Here is a 16,660-nt window from a genome sequence, read left to right on the forward strand (position 1 = left end):
GGCCGCCCCATCAGCGGCCGTTGCCCTCGCATCGGTCTCCCCCCTTCGATCATCCTCATTGTTCAGATTCGAGCGTTCAGGGTCTTGCCACCGACACTGAACAACCCGTTCGGCCTACACAGGTACCGACACCGCCGAGGGGTCCTCCCGGCCAGGAGAGACCCGGTCGGGTTGCCGGTGCGCACATGGCGCCTGGCACCCAACAACGCGAGAAGGGGACTACTCGCCACCTTGAGAGGAAGGCCTGATGAGAAACAGGGTTTCGCTGTCACTGTCCATGTTCATGTCGGTACTGGTGTCGCTGGTTCTGGTTTCCGTTCCCGCGTCAGCCGCCCCGTCGAGGCCAGCCGACTCAAATCCGTTCTTGCTGCTCAACAGAGGACTCATCATGTTCCTATAAGCTCACGGCGACGGCCATGTGTTCGCGTACGAGTGCCACAAGGACTACCGCGACCAGTACTGGCGCGCACGGAACTTCGGGCCCATGTACGTCAACGAGCAGACCGGGCAGTGCCTCGCGGCCCACGACGACAACTCGGTCTTCACCAACCCGTACAACCCCAACTTCACGGACCAGTTGTGGCCTCCTTATCAAGGAAACGGTGAAGTGCGGGAGAACTGGCATCTCGCGGGCCGTTGCCTGGCCGCGCACGCGGACGGCGCCGTCTTCCTGTCGCCGTGCAACGAGGGATTCAACGACCAACACTGGACCAACTCCGGTCTGCGCTGATCTCGATGCGCGATCAACCTGACGACCTGTCAAGTTCAATTGACCAACCCTGGAGCACCTGATGTCGAAGAAGATGTTGTTGGCGAGTGGGATGGCGGCTGTCGCACTGGCGAGCATGGTGACCACCGCGGCGGCGACTCCCGCTCTCGGTGCGCCCCCGGCGACCGCACTGCTGTGCAACTCGCATGACGAGCCGGATTCGAACGGCAACATGTGGCTGGTCTTCACGAACTGCCAGCAGTCGCTGTACATGACCGTCACCTGGAATTCGATTTCGGCTCACGAGTGGAAGACGCACTGCGTCGCGCCGGGGCACACGGATCTGATCGCACCGAGGAGCGACATCGAAAGCTCCAGCGAGGACTTCGGCTGCTTCTAGTAGTCCAGCAGTAGTTCGTGCTCTTGCGGGGTGGCACGCCGCCAGACGGGCACAGCCAGGCCCTTTCGTCCCCCAAGACCACAAGCGACGGGTGACGGCTCGGACGCTGTCAACTGCCGAGCTTGAGCAGTAGTTCGCTGAGTTCGGTGGGCATGGTGATCATGCAGTCGTGACCGGTCGGCAACTCCCATATCCGCGCGGCGGAACCGTTGGGCTGGATCGCGGGAACGGGTCGCCGGGTGATGCCCGCCGGTGTCGCGCCGACGCAGTGGATGTGCGTGCGTTCGATCGCGTTCACGGCCGGGTTGTCCAGGTGGACCGGCTGCCGTAGGCAGCGCACCGGCTGATCCGAGAGCATCGTGCGCAGCCAGGCGATATCCGTCGGGTCGGTGACCCCGAACAGGCCCAACGGCGGCGGCTGCTCGGGCAGCGGGGGAACGCGCCAGCCGCTGCCCGAGCTTGCGGCGAGGTCGATCAGGTTCTGGGTCATGGGTTGGACGTCGACCGCGGTCTCGCCGTCCTCGGGGACCATCGCGTCGAGATACACCAGGTGGGCGATCCGGTCCGGGATCTGGTTGGCCACGGACGAGATGACCAGTCCCGCGTAGCTGTGCCCCACGAGCACGACCTCGGTGAGGTCCTTGTCGTTGATCAGCTTGACGAGGTCGTCGACGTGGGTGTCGAGCCCCACCTCGGGGGTGAGTAGATGCTCCTTGTCGCCGTAGCCGGTCAGCGACGGCGCGTACACCTGATGCCCCGCCGACTCCAGCAGCGGCACCACTCGCTGCCAGCACTGGCCACTGTGCCAGGCGCCGTGGACCAGCAGAAATGTTGACATGATCTCCCTTTTCCGGATGCGACCGCACACGCAACACTGGCGGTTACTATTCATACCTCGGTACTGTTTGGGAACCACGATCATTGTGGTGCGCTCGATACAAGACGGGCAATAAGGCACTTTTCGGTGCCCCGGTTCCTGGGAGGTAACCATGACCGCCACAGCGGACGATCCGCGGCAGACGCAGGACGACGCGTGCCGGACCCGGGAAGTGCTGGACATCATCGGGGACAAGTGGTCGCTGCTGGTCGTGCGCCATCTCAGCCAAGGGCCACGCCGATTCACCGAACTCAAGCGCACCGTCGACGGCATCAGCCAGCGCATGCTCACCGTCACCCTGCGCGCACTGGAACGCGACGGCATCCTGACCCGGACCGTGCGCAACGTCATGCCGCCCCACGTCAGCTACGAACTCACCCCGATGGGCACGACCCTCCGCGCAGCCGTCCTCCCCCTGTTGGAGTGGAGCATCACGCACCTGGCACACATCGACGCCGCGCGCGCCGAATACGACGCGCGTGTCGACACCTCGCCGGCCTAGTCCGAAAGTCGAAGCGGTGTCGTGAAAGTGCCGTTCAGGACATCCAGTGTCCTGAACGGCACTTTCACGACACGGCCTGTCCTCACGGCTCTGGACTGTCGAGGAGATCTTCGCGCCGGAACTGCTCGATCGTGAGGTTCGCCGCAAGCTCGGGCCAATGATCATTGAACGCACACTCACGGTCGTTTGGGGGACGGTCTGGGTGGGGTCGGCACAGGATGGGTGTATGGGCGAATATTCCTGGTAAGGGCTTACAGCCCTGGTGTCGACCTACCGAGCTGTGGACACTGTTGCCCGGCGTCGTGGATGGGGTCGCACTGTGCACATGCCCCACCCATCGGCGCCGCAGCGGAAGGGAACGCGGCCGTGCCCGCACACCAGGCCCTACTCCCGGTCGGTCGGACCAGCTGCGGGTCACCGGTTCGCTGTCACTGGACACCGCTCCCTTCCCGCGCGGAGTGCTCGGTTTCCTGCGCGCCGGCCGGTGGAGCGGCACCACCCCGATGGGCTACCTCTGCCAGGTCCGCCTACACCACGCCCACCAGGACCTACTCACCGCCGACCCCACCCGTGGGGACTCTGTCGCGGCCATCGCCCGCCGCTGGGGATTCACCACCCCCGCCCGGTTCACCGCCCGCTACCGCGACACCTACGGCCACCCGCCCCACCGGGACCTGGCCCACGAACCCCTCTGAGCACGGCACGAGGACCATCATGGGACTGGTTTTCCAAAGCACCGACCTGGACGAGATCCAGGAATTCGTCAGCACGGGCTACGCGTCGACGCGGTTCAAGGTCCGGTCCCAAGACCAGCACAAAGTGCGGCTCATCGTGAACCCGTTGGGGCCGGTCAGCCTGGATCTGGCCGACTGGCGCTTCGAGGTGGACTACGCCGCCACCCCACCGGGCAGCCTGTGCCTGATCGGAGTGGAGTCCGGCACCTTTCCGCATGTGGGAACCGGGGGCGTGGAGGACAGCCATGGCCCGGGTGAGGTGTTCCTGGTCGCCCAACCCGACCGGCCCTTCGCCGGCCGGCTGAGCCATGCGCACATCAGCTACACCATGCTGGAGCCTGCGTTGTTGTCGCAGGTGGCCGGGACCGCGCCCGGCCGCATCGAGGCCCCGGTGCGGTTGACCAGCTACCGGCCAATCTCCCCGGCTGCGGGCCAGCAACTGCTGCGCACCATCACCTTCCTGCGCGACCACGTCGCGACCGCCCCGGCGCTGCGGGGCGCGCCGTTGATCGCCTCCACCGCAACCCAGTTGCTGGCGGCCATGGTGCTGGCCACCTTCCCCCACACCGCACTGACCGACCCCACCATCGAGGACCGCCACGACGCCCACTCGGCCACACTGCGACGGGCGATCGGTTTCATCGACGACCACGCCCACCGCGACATCAGCCTCGCCGACATCGCCGCCGCCACCCACGTCAGCATCCGCGCCTTGCAGTACGCCTTCCGCCGCCACCGCAGCACGACCCCCATGGGCTACCTGCGCCAGGTCCGCATGCACCACGCCCACCAGGAACTCGTGGCCGCCGACCCGACCACCGGGGTCACCGTCACCGAGATCGCCGCCCGCTGGGGCTTCTTCCACCCCGGCCACTTCGCCCACTACTACCGCCGCGCCTACGGCCACCCACCGTCGCGGACCCTGCTCCGCCACACTCGCTGACCCGTGCCTCGGCGCGGACTCCGGGCGTCGGGGAGGGATCGCCCGGAGTCCGCGCCCCAGGGAGGCAGGCCGACAAGGACTGGGGCGGCTTGCCCGGATGGCTGTGATGGCCAAGCACCAGCCTGCCTGCCGGGGAACCCACCACGCTACCCACCGCACGCACCCCGCATCGCCCCTGTTCAGCGGGCACGCAATCCGGAAAACGACACCTCGCCTGGAGCCGCGGCCCTCGGCCGACCCCACGCACGGAGGCGCAAGGCGCCGCTCCACGGGGAGCGGAGTGGGTGGAAGGGGGCGAGTTCGGGTAGGGCGGTGCCGGTCATGATCTGTCGGGCGAGGAGTTTGCCGGTGACGGGTCCGAGGGTGAGGCCCCACATGCCGTGGCCGCCCGCGATGTGGATGCCGTCCACCGCGGTCGGGCCGATCAGGGGCAGACCGTCGGGGGTCAGGGGACGGGCGCCGACCCACGGGTCCTGCACGTCGGCCCAGTCGGCCCCGTCGATCAGGGGGTGGATCGAGCGCAGGATCGCGTCGAGGCGGCGGCGGTCGAACGGCGCGTCGCGGTCGCTGATCTCCATGGTTCCCGCGACACGGACGCGGTTTCCGTACGGCGTCAGGGCGACCCGGACGCCGGGGAGGTAGATCGGGGTGGTGATCGGCTGGGCGAGCGGGATGCTGCACGAATAGCCGCGGCCGGCCTGGACCGGGATCCGCACGCCGAGCCGACTGGTCAGCTGTGGCAGCCACGCGCCGGTGGCCAAGATGACGGCCTCACCGCGGTGGGGCGGGCCGGTCCAGGTGTCGACCTGGAGACCTGCGGGGCCGAACCCGACGGAACGGGCCTGGGCGCCGTCGAGGATCTGGCCGCCCCGCTCGCGCACGGCCTCGGCCAGCGCGTCGAGGAACCGGCCCGGCGCGAGGAAACGCTGGCCGTCCAGGTGCACGATCTGCTTGATGCGATGGGAAAACGGCGGTTCGTGGCTGATGGTTGACTGGTAGCGCACGGTTTGCCCGGCCGCGCGGGCGGCGGCCAGTTCGTGTTCGAGACCGGCGGGGTCCTCGCCGTCCCCGAATCCGATCCGGATAGTTGCCTCGTGAGTTTCCGCCACGACGCCGCCAGTGACGAGTTCGTCGAACGCTGGGAGGCTGTCCCGGCACAGCGGACCCAACGCGGCCATTCCCCGCCGCCACCGTGCGCTGGTCGAGTTCCGGGCGAAGCCAGCCAGGAACGCCAGCGTCGCGGCGGACACCGGTCCGGTGACCGTGACCGGCGAGCCCGGGGTGAGCAGGCTTCGCACGCCCTCACGCAGGAGCGCGGGTTCGGGTAGGGGTGCCGCCATCGCCGGGGTGAGGTATCCGGCGTTGCCCCAGGAGGCGCCGGCTCCCACGCCCGACCGGTCCAGGACGGTGACCTCGGCGCCGTGCTCCAGCAGGAACCACGCGCACGAGAGCCCCACCGCTCCCGCCCCGACGACCACAACCCGTTGTGGCGGAACGTGTTTCATCCTGTCAGCTCCTTGGATTCGGCACGGGCTCCGGGCTCTGGACGGGCAGGCTCGTCCTTCCCCGCGGCAGGCTGCCCGCGGTGAGGGTGGCCACGACCGCGACCACGGCGGCGGTGATCAGGGCGGCGAGGAAGCCGCCCCACGCCGAGACTCCGAGCTGGGGAAGCACCATGAGGGTGAGCAGGCTGCCCGTGACCTGCGAGCCCAGTGTGCTGCCGACGCCGCGCACCACGTAGACCGTGCTGCTCGCGCTGCCGAGACGGTCCACCGGCACGGCGCCCACGACGATGTTCATCGCCTGCGAGAAGCCGAGCCCGGAACCGAGCCCGATCAGCCCGGCGGCGATCACGAGCCGGGTGAGGTCGGGGTGTCCGAAGAGGAGCACGACCGGGGCCGCGAGAAGCGGGAGGCACGACAACACCAGCAGGAGCCGCGGACCGGTCAGCCGCTCCAAAGGCGCGGCGAACGGGGCGGCGGCCGCGCCGAGCAGCCCGAACACGGTGAGCAGCACGCCGGTGGTCAGCGGGCTTTCGCCAAGCCCGTAGCCGGACGCGGTGGGTGCGGAGACAATCAGCGGCAACAAAACGAACGTCGCCGAGCCCGCCCAGCCGGTCGCGAACCCGATCACGTACGTGACGAACATCGAGCGGCCGCCGACCCGCAGGTCGACCAATGGCTGCGCGGTACGCCGCTCCACGAGGAGGAAGACCGCGAGCAGCACGACCGCGCCGGTGAGCAGGGCCAGGACCAGCCAGGAACTCCAGCCCGCGGTGGGGACGAACGTGATGCCCAGCAGCAGCGCCACCAGTCCCCCGCACAGCAGGACGGCGCCCGCCCAGTCGATCCGGCGCTGGGCGCTCGGCGCGGTGGCCGTCAGCACCCGGGCCGCGAGCAGCCCCGTCAGGACCAGCACTGCGAGCGGGATCCAGTAGATGAACCGGTACGGGAGCACGGTGAGCAGCGGACCGGCGAGGAGGCCACCGGCGACCGTGCCGAGCCCGGACATCCCGATGATCATCCCGACCCCGCCCTTGCCGGACGAACCGCGCCGCGTGCCGCTGAGGATCGCGATCGACAGCGGCACGAAGCCGAGCCCGAATCCCTGCAACGCCTGGCCGAGCGCGAGCACGACCATCGAGCCGGCGAGACCGGCGAGCAACGTGCCAAGCGCGACGAGGGCCAGGACGGCGAGCAGCACCCGCTTGGGCCCGTACACGTCGGCGAGGCGGCCGATCAGCGGCGCGGCGACCGTGCCGGACAGCAGCAGCCCGGTGAACACCCAGGCGATGGCCGCGGGTGAGGCACCGACGGCCTGCTGCAGGATCGGCAGTGCGGGGGCGACCATCCCCTCGAGGGTCGAGTAGGTGAGCGCGACCACGCACAGCACGGTGACCGATGCGATGCGGTGCGCTCTCGTTCTGCCGGAATCCACTGGAGTCGACATTGACTGCCTCCGGATGAATGGGTGGGCTGCGCGGGACGGGACAGCCCGGGAGCTACTGGAGCGGAAGGTGCACGGTGCTCGGGTGCGCGGGCCCGTGGTGGACCCGCACGGCGAAGGGACGCCCGTGTTCCTGGTCTGCCCACTGCGCGTGGCTGCCGGTGGCCGGCGCGCAGGTCGGGGTGAAGGCCGAGCTGATGAGCACGCGGATGCGGTGCCCGGCGGCGAAGGTGTGGTGCAGCCATTGCGCGTCGACACCGACCCACACGACTTCCCCGTCGGTCAGCGGCTCGGGCCGCGGTCCATTGCGGACACTGAGCCGCCGCCCTTCGAGCTCGAACCCGGCGGGGAGCATGGATCGGCCGTCGGGGTGGACGTCGGTGATCCAGGCGAACACGTCGGCGTCGGCGGCGTCGGCCGACACCGACAGCTCGAACCGCACGCGTCCGCTGACCGTCACCGGTGCGGTCAGGGGCGCGGAGGTGTAGACGCGAACGTCCGGCCGGGCTTCCAGATAGCGCTGGTCGTGCGGCGGATCACTCCAGGCGAAGGCGTCGAGCGGGGTCAACGTCGCGACGGGGTCGGCGGCGTCGTGTAGCCACTCGTCCGTGGTGTCCGGCCCCGGCGCATCCCGCCGCAGGACACCGCTGCCGGACTCGTCGAGCGCCAGGTGCAGCACCCGCTCGCCGGTGCCGCCCGGATAGCCGGCCAGATCTTCCCAGCGGTTAGCCCCGCTGTGCCACATCCTGGCGCGCGGCAGCTCCGGGACGGTGCCGCCTTTGAGGTGGTGGTCCAGGAACTCACCGACCACCGCGAGCGGGTCGAGGGACCCCGCGGACACGTCCTCGCCGCCGAGCCGGGCGCGGGGCACGATGTTGCCGACGTGATCCCACGCCCCGACGAGCAAGTGCTTGTTCGACGCGTGCGGGCCGGCTTGCAGGGCCTGCCAGGTCTCCAGCGTGGTCAGGTCGTCCCACCAGCCGAGCACGATCAGGGCGGGCAGGTCGACGGCGGCGAGCTCCTCCTCGCTCAGCCGCCAGCCCGGCCCGAGGCAGTCGATGCGGCCCTCGACGTAGTCGGGCCAGGCGGCGGTGGGAAAGCCGACCGCCTCGTGGAAGGTCCGCAATGGACGGTGCGCCCAGTGGCGTCCCCACGCCGGCGCGGTGACGTCCTGCCGGGTCCGCCCCGCGGTGAGCGCGAACCACCACATCCAGTACTGCCAGGGAATGCCGGTGTCCATGAACGGCCGCCCGCCCGGGCGGCCGCGAACCCCGACGGCCATCGGCACGATGCACCGCAACGGCGCCGGCCGGCCCGCGGCCGCCCACCACTGGGTCAGGCCGTCGTAGCTGCCGCCGATCGTGCCGACCCGTCCGTCCGACCACGGCTGCGCCGCGGCCCATTCGATGACCGTGACCCCGTCGCCGGTGTCCCGCTGCCACGGCGCGAACCGCCCGTCGGAGTCGCCCCGGCCGCGCAGGTCGCAGGCCACCAGCACGTAGCCGCGATCGACCAGCCGCAGCCAGACCTCGTGCAGGAAGCTCTGCCGGCCGTAGGGCGTGCGCGCGACCAGGGTGGGCAGCGGGCCGGTCGTCTCGTCGTGTCCGGGCGGGAAGACGACGTCGGCGACCAGTTCGCCGTCGCCGGTCGGAATCCGCCTGGCCCAGAGGATTCTCCGGATGGAACTCATCGCACGACCTCCGGAAGCCGCAGCGCGGTGCCCGCGTGGTGCACGCGGCGCTGCTCCCGCGCGGGGACGTGGTCGGCCGGACGGAACAGCGGCGCGCAGGTGGCGGCGAGCCGCAGCCGCACCCGGTGCCCGGGCAGGAACCGGTGCCCGATCGGACCCAGCCGCAGCACCGCCTTTCGCTCGCCGGGCCGGACGGCCGCCACGCCGAGCGCCAGGTGCAGGCTCGCCGTCCCGCCGGGGAACACGTCCTCGACCGACGCCACCCAGAGCGCCTCGGCGGGCGAATCGCTGTCCGCGTCCAGTTCGAGCGTCAGCTCCCCGAGGACCAGGCGCGGCGCGGGCAGTGGCGCGGACGTGTAGACGAGCACGTCGTGCCGACCGTCCACAAAGGTCAGATCGAGTTGCGCGGGCGCGCTCGGGCTGACGGCCTGCCCTAGGCTCGGCTGGGCGGGCACCGGGTCCGCCAGGTCGCTGGTGAACTCGTCCGCGCCCGTGCCCGCGGTGTCGGCGAGCTGTCCATCGCCCGCCGTCGTCCATGCTCCCCGCGAGGACGACGGGCGCAGCGTCCACTCGACGGTCGACGGGGCGCGCGGCAGGTCGTGCCAGGCGTTGTCCCCGGTAACGAACACGCGGGTGCGCCGGGCGGGTTCGCTCGCCCGGTGGAGCAGATCCACCTGCAACTCCAGCGGATCGACGACGCTGCCAGGGCCCCAGTCGATGCCGCCAACGTGCTGCGACGGGTGCCGCGCCGCGTACGCCGTCCACGGGCCGACCACCAGCTCGGCGTCCGGGCAGCTGCGGGCCAGTGCCCACGACGGGCGGCACGCCGGGTCCCACCAGCCGGTCAGGATCGTGACGGGGACCGGCAGCGGCGCGTCGCCGGGCAGCCCGGCGGCCGTGGCGCCGAAGTCGGCCCACCCGAGGTTTTCGTGCCCGAGGCCGTGCTCCTGCTCCTGCCACGGCCGGGTCAGCACCTCGGCCCAGTCGGCGAACCCGGTCGGCAGCGGATGCCGTCCGGCCATGAGGTGGCGCCAGACCAGCAGGTCCGCGCGCCGGACGCCGTCCCGCCCCGGGAACACCTCCCCGGGCCCGCCGGGCGGGCTGATCAGGAACGCCGCCGTCACGAGCCCGGTCGCGTTCCGGGCCGCGGCGACCGCGCAGGCGGCGCCGTAGCCCTGCCCCATCACCACGACCGGGCCGGCGCACCACGGGTGTCCGGCGAGCGCCGTCACAACCGCGTCGGCGTCGGCCTGCTCGTGGACGAACGGAACGAATTCCCCGTCGGAGTCGCCGCGGCCGCGGATGTCCACCGACACCACGGTCACCTGTGCCGCCGCGGCGAGGCGACGGCAGTGCCGCGGCGACCCCAGCGACGGGACGGGCGAGGGGCCGAGGGGGGTGGACCGTCCGTTGCCGAAGGGAGTCCACGCGATCACCGTGGCGGACGGCCGGATTCCGTTGGGCCGGAACATGTTCACCGACAGGCGGCAGCCGTCGGACCCGGCGATTGCCTCGTCGAATCGGACGTCGACGCCGTACTCGTCGAGAAAACGCATGGCTACGCCGCGGACACGCGCCGGAAGATCCGGCCGACGTAGACGTACGAACCGTCGTCGACGAAGCTGACGGGCAGCCCCACATCGCTGAGGAACCGGCCGTCCGGGGCGAACGGGGTCAGCGTCATCGGCGGCAGCGGCACCACGCCGGGCGCGATCAGGTCCAGGTGCTCGGTCAGACTCGCATCCATGTCCTGCACCACGTTCAGCCGGTCGTCCCGCACGGTGACGGTCACCGTGCCGCCCTCCGCCTGGTACGTGCCGACATAGCGGTCGAGGTCGACGGCGACCGGCTCGGCGGGCGTGTCCGGCGCGGGAGCCGCCGAGATGCCGCAGAGGTCCTGAAGCAGTTCGCGGGTCAGGGCGGCGTTCACGAGCGCGCCGGCGCTGCTGTTGGTGAGCACCGCGATGGCGCAGCCGTGCTCCGGCGCGATCGTCAGGATCGAGTGCGACCCGGCGTTCCCGCCGGTGTGGCCCAGCGTGCGCCCGGCCCCGGTACCGCGGATGTACCAGCCCAGGCCCCAGTTGTCGAAGTCCAGGCCCCATCGCGGATCGAGCGACGGGGTCTGCATGAGCGCGACCGATTCCGCGTCGAGCACCTGCTTCCCGTCGACCGACCGGCCTTCGCGCAGGTGCATCTGCCCGAACCCGATCATCGCCTCGATGTCGCACCAGAGCGTGGCGCCGGCCGGTCCGTTGGCGGAGTCGACCAGCAGCCGGGGCACGCGGGTCACCTCGCCCGACACGGGGTCGACCAGGTGGCCCACCGCGGTGGACCCGAGGATCATCTCCTCCGGGTAGGTCGTGCCGTGCGCCCCGAGCGGGCGCAGGATGCGCTCGGCGAGCGCGTCGTCCCAGGTCTGCCCGGTCACCACCTCGGCGATGCGGCCGGCGACGACCATCCCGCCGTTCGAGTACGACCAGAACTTGCCGGGCGGCGAGGTGAACGGGTGGTCCCGCAGCAATTCCACCTGCTGCGCCACGACCTCCGGGCTGCGCGGCAGGCCGAACATGCAATGCCCTGAGATCCCCGCGGTGTGGTTGAGCAGCATCCGCACCGTGATCTGCTTCGAGGCCGCCGGGTCGGCCAGCCGGAAACTCGGCAGGTACCGTTGCACGGGCGCGTCCAGTTCGACGAGCCCGTCGTCCACCAGGGTCATCACGAGCGAAGCGGTGAAGACCTTCGTGACCGATCCCGCCGCGAACAAGGTGTCGTGACGGACCGGCAGCGAGGTCGTGGTGTTGGCGCAGCCCGTGTGAGCGGTCACGACCTCCTCGCCCACCGCGACGGCGGCCGCGGCGCCGGTGACGTTGTGTTCCCGCACGAGCCGGCCGAGCCGGTCCCGCAACTCTTCCGCAGTGATCATTGCTGGCACTCCTTCGTTGTCGTTCAGCCGACGACCTGCTCGAAAACGCGTAGGAAGTTGCCGCCCAGGATCATTTCGATCTGCTGGTCGGAATAGCCGCGGGAAACCAGCCCGCGGGTGATGTTGACCAGGTCCCGGTAGTCCCGGAACCCGTCCAGCGTGGCCGCGACGTCGAGCTGGTGGTCCGGCCGGAAACCCATGGTGGACAACGCCATCGGCAGGAACGTCCGCTCCAGGACCTCGGCCGGCAGCGCGAGCGGCCAGTCGGTGCCGATCCCGACGTGCTCGGCCCCGACCAGCCGCACCAGGTAGTCGATGTGGTCGAGGGTCAGTTCGATCGTGGGGGCCGGATCGGCGGCGAGGTCGGTGAGGAAGAACGGGACCGCGACCACGCCGATCACCCCGCCGGTGGCCGCGATCGCCTGCAACTCCTCGTCGCTCTTCGCGCGATCGCAGGCGTACAGCGCCGCGGCCGAGGTGTGGGTGGCGAGGACCGGCGCCGCCGAGCGGGCGCACGCGTCGATCGTCGTGCGGGGGCCCGAATGCGCGGTGTCGACGATGACCCCGATGGCGTTGCACCGGTCCACGAAGGCGTTCCCGAACGCGCTCAGGCCCGGGTCGTTGCGTTCGGTGCACCCGGCGCCAATGAAGGTCGCCGTGTTGTAGGCGCAGTCGACGGTGTGCGCCACGCCCAGCGCCGCGGCCGCGTCGAGCAGGTCGATGTCGCTCGGGCGCAGCATGTTCAGCTGGCACATGCCGACCAGTGCGTGCTCCCCGTCGGCGTGGGCCTCGCGGATGTCCTCCGCGCGCCGGGCCGGGCGCAGCCAGTCGAACGCGGCGAGCGTCCGCGCCGTTTCCGCCGCGGCTTCGAGGACGCCCTGCGCATTCTCCAGCACACACCCGGTGAGGCCGGTCGTCGCGCCCGAGGCGTCGAAGAGGGCGCGGTACTCGGGAAACTCGCCGCGGATCGCCTTCTCGAGCAGAAACGACGCCGCTGTACCGTAATCCGCTGATTCCGGCAGTTCGGCACGCAGCTGTTCGGTCCACACGTCCGGGGAACACGGGCCCTGGTAGGTCATGTCGATCACGATCGAGTCGCGGTGCAGCCGGGCGGCCCGCGCTTCGTCCTCAGGCGACAGTCCAAACGGGAAACTGCCGTACTCAGGCATAACCGCCTCCGTTCACGAGTGCGTCCAGGAGCAGTCCGAAGGTGCGCGCGAAGTGGTCCGCCACGTTCAGGTCCTCGACCCGGCGCAGCACGGCCGACAGCAGCGGGCGCTCCGGGTCGGCGGCGCGCTGTTCGGCCGGTAGGACGCGAGCGTGCGCGGCGGCCGCGCTGCCGATGGTCAGTTCGAGGAGAGCGAGGTGGACGTCCGCGATGCGCGACCGGTCCACCCCGAGATCGGCGAGCATGCGGTAGACGCGCTCGGCGAGGTCGAGATCCATGCCGACGGCCGTGGGCCGCACGAGGCGGGACAGGTCCGCGTACTCGACCATGAGCCGGAACGCGGCGGTGAAGAACGCGGTGAGCCCCTGCCTCGGGTCCTCGACCTCGTCCGGGAGCGCATCGCCGATCGCGCTGAAGACCTGGTCGAACATGGCCGAGAGCAGTTCGTCCTTGTCGGCGACGTAGGTGTAGAGCGCCATGGGGTTCACGCCCAGCCTGCGCGACACGCTTCGGAACGACACCGCGTCGATGCCGTTGTCCCGAAGCTCGTCGAGGGCGGCGCGGACCACCTGGTCACGGGTGAAGCTCCGGGCTGGTCCGCGGCGGCGCGGACCCGGAGTCGCACCCTGAACTGAACTCACGATTGCCTCCATCTTCGGCGGCGGGATCGAAATAGGCTACGTCGTAGCGTATTTCGCGGTCAAGGCCGCCGGGACCGCCACAGCATGGGCTGCCCGCCACCGCCGAGGCCCCTGACAGCTGTCAACCGGCGGGGGTCCGCGACACGACAGCTGTCACGCGCGGGGCTCGCGGCACGCGGCTAGATTCGCGGCAAAGTGACCGTCCGGAGCCGAAATCCCGGTGTCGCCGGCTCACCCCGAGACCACACCGTGATCGCTGCGGAACCCTGCCCATCGTCCTCAGGAGAGTCATGGACACCGACGTGCGGTTCGGCGCCACCTGGCGCCGGGTCACCGAGTTCTTCCGCCTGATGCACTCCCCCGGCGAGCTCCGCGCTTCGGACCTCACCGAGGTGTCCGGCCGCCCGGGGTCTGCCGAGGTCCTCGCCACGGCGACCGTGTGCGACTCGCTGAACGACCCGCTGCGCCGCGTCATCGTGCGCATCCGTGAGGGCGAGCTCGCGCAAGTCAGTGACGGCAAGGCGGACAGTCACGCGGCCACCTGGTCCTGCGACGGAACCCGGCTGGCCTACCTGTCCGCCGCGGACCCGCGACGCGGGCACCACCTGTGCGTGCAGGGCCCGGACGGTTGCCGCGAGATCCACTTGCCGGGCGCGGCCGAGCAGTGCGTCTGGGCACCCACCGGTGCCTCGCTACTGGTCCGGGTGGCCGATCCGGGAGCCGACAAGGCCGGGGCGGAGGGTTCCGGCCACCGGCCCGGGACCGCCGGCCCGGCGAACTGGCTCCCGGCCGTCGACACCGCCGCGACCACGAGCCCAGGACGGTCGCTGTGGCTGGTCGAGGCCGAAACGGGCGCGACGCGTCCCGTTCCGTGCGGCCACACCGTCTGGGAGGTCGGCTACGCGGGCCCGGACCGCGCGGTCGCCGTCGTCTCCGCTGGGGCCACCGAAAGCGACTGGTACCGCGCGCACTTGTCGGTCATCGACCTGGACACCGGCGTGGCCACCGAGCTCTACCGCAGCGAACGGCAACTGGGCCGGCCCACCGGCTCCCCCGGCGGGGCATGGATCGCCGCGGTCGAGGCGGACTGCTCCGACCGCGGCATCATCGCCGGGACGCTGCTGCTGTTCGACCACAATGGACAGCCGCGCCCCGTCGACACCGGACAGGTCCAGGTCACGGCCGCCCAATGGCTGGACGACCGCCGTCTGGCCTTCAGCGGGATGCGCGGACTCGCCAGCGTCGTGGGCGTCCACGACCTCGTGAGCGGCGAGACCCGCGAGCTCTGGGCGACCGAAGCCGGTCTCGGCGGCCTCCACGAGCCGGACGCGTACGTCCAACCCGACGAAACCGTCCTCGCCGCCGTCCAGCAGTACCGGAAACCGCCCGCGATCGTGCACCGGCTGGCGGGCGCAAGCACCGTACTGGTCACCGCCACCCATGCCGGAACCGAGGCGCTGCGGGCCCAGATCGGCGACTGCGCCACGCTCTCCTGGGAGGCGCCGGACGGTGAACGGATCGAAGGGTTGTTCGTGACGCCCAACCGGCCAGGGCCGCATCCGCTGATCGTCTACCTGCACGGCGGGCCCATCTGGGCGTTCCGCGACCGGTGGCTCGGCAGCAACCCGATCATCGCGTTGCTCGCCAGCCACGGATACGCCGTGCTGTGCCCGAATCCGCGCGGATCCTCGGGTCGGGGGCCGGAGTTCGTGGCACCGGTTCTCGGGGACGTCGGCGGACTCGACGGCGGCGACATCCTGGCCGGTGTCGACCACCTCGTCGATGCCGGCCCGGTGGACCCAGCGCGAATCGGTGTGATGGGCGGCAGCTACGGCGGGTACATGACCGCGTGGCTCGTGACCCAGGACAGCCGGTTCAAGGCGGCGGTCCCCGTCGCTCCGGTCACCCATTGGCGCTCGCTGTACTACACGACCAACATCCCGCGGTTCGTCACGAACGTGGTTCGGGCCGAGCCGTCCGAGGCGGGTGGCGTGTACGAGGCTCGCAGCCCGCTCACCTACGTCGCGAACGTCCGGACCCCGTGCCTGAACGTCGCCGGCGCGCTGGACCTCTGCACTCCCGCCACCGAAGCACACCAGTTCCACCGTGCGCTGCTCGATCACGGCGTGGAGTCCGCACTGGTCGTCTACCCGGCCGAGGGCCACGGCATCCGCACCTTCCCCGCCACCGTCGACTACTGCACGCGCGTCCTCGACTGGTTCACCCGGTTCATGCCGGCCGACGCGCGGTCCGGGAGGTGACTGTTCGTGCTGGTCTACATCTCGGTCGATCTCGAGGGGGTCGCCGGCATCGCGGCGCTCGATCAGGTCCTGCGCGGCGGCTCCGGCTATCCCCGGGCGCAGTCGTTGATGACGGCCGAGGCGAACGCGGCGATCCGCGGCGCTTTCGCGGGCGGCGCGACCGAGGTCCTCGTCAGCGACAGCCACGGCACGATGGACAACCTCCTGGTGGCCGACCTGGATCCACGCGCGCGGATCGTCACCGGGGCGCCGCGTCCCGCGTGCATGGCCCAGGGCCTCAGCCGAGACGCCGCCGTCGCGATCTTCGTCGGCTATCACGCCGCGGCCGGCGCGCCGGGCGTCCTCTCCCACACGTTCTCGGCCAACTTCACCCAGGTCCGGATCAACGGTGCGGCGGTTTCCGAGGCCGAGGTCAACGCGTTGTACGCCGCCGACCGGGCAGTACCGATCGGCGCGCTCACCGGTGACGACCAGATCTGCGCGGTGGCCCGGGAAGCCTTTCCCGGTGTCCGGACGGTGGAAACCAAGGAGGCGATCGGCTGGTCGGCGGCTGGTTCCCTGCACCCCGCGACCGCATGTGCCGCGATCGAAGAGGTCGTGGCCCAGGTGACCGCCGAGGTTTCCCACCTGTCCGTACGACCCGTCCCGGAGCAGCTGGACCTGGAGGTCGACTTCGCCTCCGCGCTGGGTGCGGACCTCGCCGCGGTCACGCCCGGCACCCAACGGATCGCCGCCCACACCCTCCGGTACCGCACCTCCAGTGTCGACGAGCTGCTCCGGGCGATCATGGCGTGGTACTACCTCGCCGCCCTGGCCGCGCAGCAAACCTCCGCGCTCGCGTTCCGCCGTTGATGCAGAAGACGCCC

At 70.7% G+C, this 16,660-nt stretch carries 15 protein-coding genes; 7 read left to right on the forward strand and 8 right to left on the reverse strand.

What is annotated here, in order from left to right; genetic code table 11:
• Positions 1 to 418: 418 nt before the first annotated feature.
• Together KALB_RS27310 and KALB_RS27315 are read left to right on the forward strand one after the other, a co-directional pair.
• Positions 419 to 730: a ricin-type beta-trefoil lectin domain protein gene (locus tag KALB_RS27310; protein WP_025358865.1), complete on the forward strand. Its 312-nt coding sequence runs from the start codon at positions 419 to 421 to the stop codon at positions 728 to 730.
• A 61-nt stretch (positions 731 to 791) separates the two neighbouring features.
• On the forward strand, positions 792 to 1,109 hold the full coding sequence (locus tag KALB_RS27315) for a hypothetical protein (protein WP_025358866.1): 318 nt from the start codon (positions 792 to 794) through the stop codon (positions 1,107 to 1,109).
• A gap of 109 nt (positions 1,110 to 1,218) precedes the next feature.
• On the opposite strand, the gene KALB_RS27320 is transcribed toward KALB_RS27315, so the two are convergent.
• Entirely contained in the window at positions 1,219 to 1,947 is a 729-nt protein-coding gene (locus KALB_RS27320; protein WP_025358867.1) for an alpha/beta fold hydrolase, read from the reverse strand.
• 151 nt (positions 1,948 to 2,098) lie between these two features.
• Between KALB_RS27320 and KALB_RS27325 the strand changes: the two genes are divergently transcribed.
• The 3 genes from KALB_RS27325 to KALB_RS27335 all read left to right on the forward strand — a co-directional run bounded on the left by KALB_RS27325 (position 2,099) and on the right by KALB_RS27335 (position 4,165).
• A complete protein-coding gene (locus KALB_RS27325) occupies positions 2,099 to 2,488 on the forward strand; it encodes a winged helix-turn-helix transcriptional regulator (protein ID WP_025358868.1) in 390 nt (129 codons plus the stop codon).
• Positions 2,489 to 2,706: 218 nt separating this feature from the next.
• Positions 2,707 to 3,183 (forward strand): helix-turn-helix domain-containing protein, encoded by a 477-nt coding sequence (locus tag KALB_RS49955; protein WP_081789542.1) that lies wholly within the window; start codon positions 2,707 to 2,709, stop codon positions 3,181 to 3,183.
• Between the two features lie 19 nt (positions 3,184 to 3,202).
• The gene (locus tag KALB_RS27335; RefSeq protein ID WP_042220841.1) at positions 3,203 to 4,165 is read left to right on the forward strand and encodes a helix-turn-helix transcriptional regulator; all 963 of its coding nucleotides are present in this window, start codon (positions 3,203 to 3,205) and stop codon (positions 4,163 to 4,165) included.
• 179 nt (positions 4,166 to 4,344) lie between these two features.
• Here KALB_RS27335 and KALB_RS27340 read toward each other — a convergent pair whose 3' ends face one another.
• The 7 genes from KALB_RS27340 to KALB_RS44315 form a co-directional block, all read right to left on the reverse strand.
• Entirely contained in the window at positions 4,345 to 5,670 is a 1,326-nt protein-coding gene (locus KALB_RS27340) for an NAD(P)/FAD-dependent oxidoreductase (protein WP_025358871.1), read from the reverse strand.
• A gap of 4 nt (positions 5,671 to 5,674) precedes the next feature.
• Positions 5,675 to 7,102, reverse strand: coding sequence for an MFS transporter (locus KALB_RS27345; protein WP_158510830.1), 1,428 nt, complete (start codon positions 7,100 to 7,102; stop codon positions 5,675 to 5,677).
• 64 nt (positions 7,103 to 7,166) lie between these two features.
• The gene (locus KALB_RS27350; protein WP_025358873.1) at positions 7,167 to 8,801 is read right to left on the reverse strand and encodes a CocE/NonD family hydrolase; all 1,635 of its coding nucleotides are present in this window, start codon (positions 8,799 to 8,801) and stop codon (positions 7,167 to 7,169) included.
• Positions 8,798 to 10,357: a CocE/NonD family hydrolase gene (locus KALB_RS27355; RefSeq protein ID WP_025358874.1), complete on the reverse strand. Its 1,560-nt coding sequence runs from the start codon at positions 10,355 to 10,357 to the stop codon at positions 8,798 to 8,800. Before KALB_RS27355 ends, KALB_RS27350 begins: the two co-directional genes overlap by 4 nt.
• Positions 10,358 to 10,359: 2 nt before the next feature.
• Entirely contained in the window at positions 10,360 to 11,724 is a 1,365-nt protein-coding gene (locus KALB_RS27360) for a serine hydrolase (protein WP_025358875.1), read from the reverse strand.
• A 23-nt stretch (positions 11,725 to 11,747) separates the two neighbouring features.
• Positions 11,748 to 12,893 (reverse strand): dipeptidase, encoded by a 1,146-nt coding sequence (locus KALB_RS44310; RefSeq protein WP_025358876.1) that lies wholly within the window; start codon positions 12,891 to 12,893, stop codon positions 11,748 to 11,750.
• Positions 12,886 to 13,533, reverse strand: coding sequence for a TetR/AcrR family transcriptional regulator (locus tag KALB_RS44315; RefSeq protein ID WP_025358877.1), 648 nt, complete (start codon positions 13,531 to 13,533; stop codon positions 12,886 to 12,888). Before KALB_RS44315 ends, KALB_RS44310 begins: the two co-directional genes overlap by 8 nt.
• A gap of 290 nt (positions 13,534 to 13,823) precedes the next feature.
• Between KALB_RS44315 and KALB_RS27375 the strand changes: the two genes are divergently transcribed.
• Together KALB_RS27375 and KALB_RS27380 are read left to right on the forward strand one after the other, a co-directional pair.
• A complete protein-coding gene (locus KALB_RS27375) occupies positions 13,824 to 15,794 on the forward strand; it encodes a S9 family peptidase (RefSeq protein ID WP_025358878.1) in 1,971 nt (656 codons plus the stop codon).
• A gap of 6 nt (positions 15,795 to 15,800) precedes the next feature.
• Complete coding sequence (locus KALB_RS27380; protein WP_025358879.1) at positions 15,801 to 16,646, forward strand: M55 family metallopeptidase; 846 nt, start codon at positions 15,801 to 15,803, stop codon at positions 16,644 to 16,646.
• Positions 16,647 to 16,660: the final 14 nt, after the last annotated feature.

This window comes from Kutzneria viridogrisea DSM 43870 (genome assembly GCF_000525635.1).
GTDB lineage: Bacteria > Actinomycetota > Actinomycetes > Mycobacteriales > Pseudonocardiaceae > Kutzneria > Kutzneria viridogrisea.

What these genes read in the sequence shown, in the direction of transcription:
- KALB_RS49955 (WP_081789542.1), top strand. Translation starts at nt 2,707, where the DNA reads ATGGGTGTATGGGCGAATATTCCTGGTAAGGGCTTACAGCCCTGGTGT.
- KALB_RS27315 (WP_025358866.1), top strand. Translation starts at nt 792, where the DNA reads ATGTCGAAGAAGATGTTGTTGGCGAGTGGGATGGCGGCTGTCGCACTG.
- KALB_RS27355 (WP_025358874.1), bottom strand. Translation starts at nt 10,357, where the DNA reads ATGCGTTTTCTCGACGAGTACGGCGTCGACGTCCGATTCGACGAGGCA.
- KALB_RS27335 (WP_042220841.1), top strand. Translation starts at nt 3,203, where the DNA reads ATGGGACTGGTTTTCCAAAGCACCGACCTGGACGAGATCCAGGAATTC.
- KALB_RS27325 (WP_025358868.1), top strand. Translation starts at nt 2,099, where the DNA reads ATGACCGCCACAGCGGACGATCCGCGGCAGACGCAGGACGACGCGTGC.
- KALB_RS44310 (WP_025358876.1), bottom strand. Translation starts at nt 12,893, where the DNA reads ATGCCTGAGTACGGCAGTTTCCCGTTTGGACTGTCGCCTGAGGACGAA.
- KALB_RS27350 (WP_025358873.1), bottom strand. Translation starts at nt 8,801, where the DNA reads ATGAGTTCCATCCGGAGAATCCTCTGGGCCAGGCGGATTCCGACCGGC.
- KALB_RS27375 (WP_025358878.1), top strand. Translation starts at nt 13,824, where the DNA reads ATGGACACCGACGTGCGGTTCGGCGCCACCTGGCGCCGGGTCACCGAG.
- KALB_RS27340 (WP_025358871.1), bottom strand. Translation starts at nt 5,670, where the DNA reads ATGAAACACGTTCCGCCACAACGGGTTGTGGTCGTCGGGGCGGGAGCG.
- KALB_RS27360 (WP_025358875.1), bottom strand. Translation starts at nt 11,724, where the DNA reads ATGATCACTGCGGAAGAGTTGCGGGACCGGCTCGGCCGGCTCGTGCGG.
- KALB_RS27320 (WP_025358867.1), bottom strand. Translation starts at nt 1,947, where the DNA reads ATGTCAACATTTCTGCTGGTCCACGGCGCCTGGCACAGTGGCCAGTGC.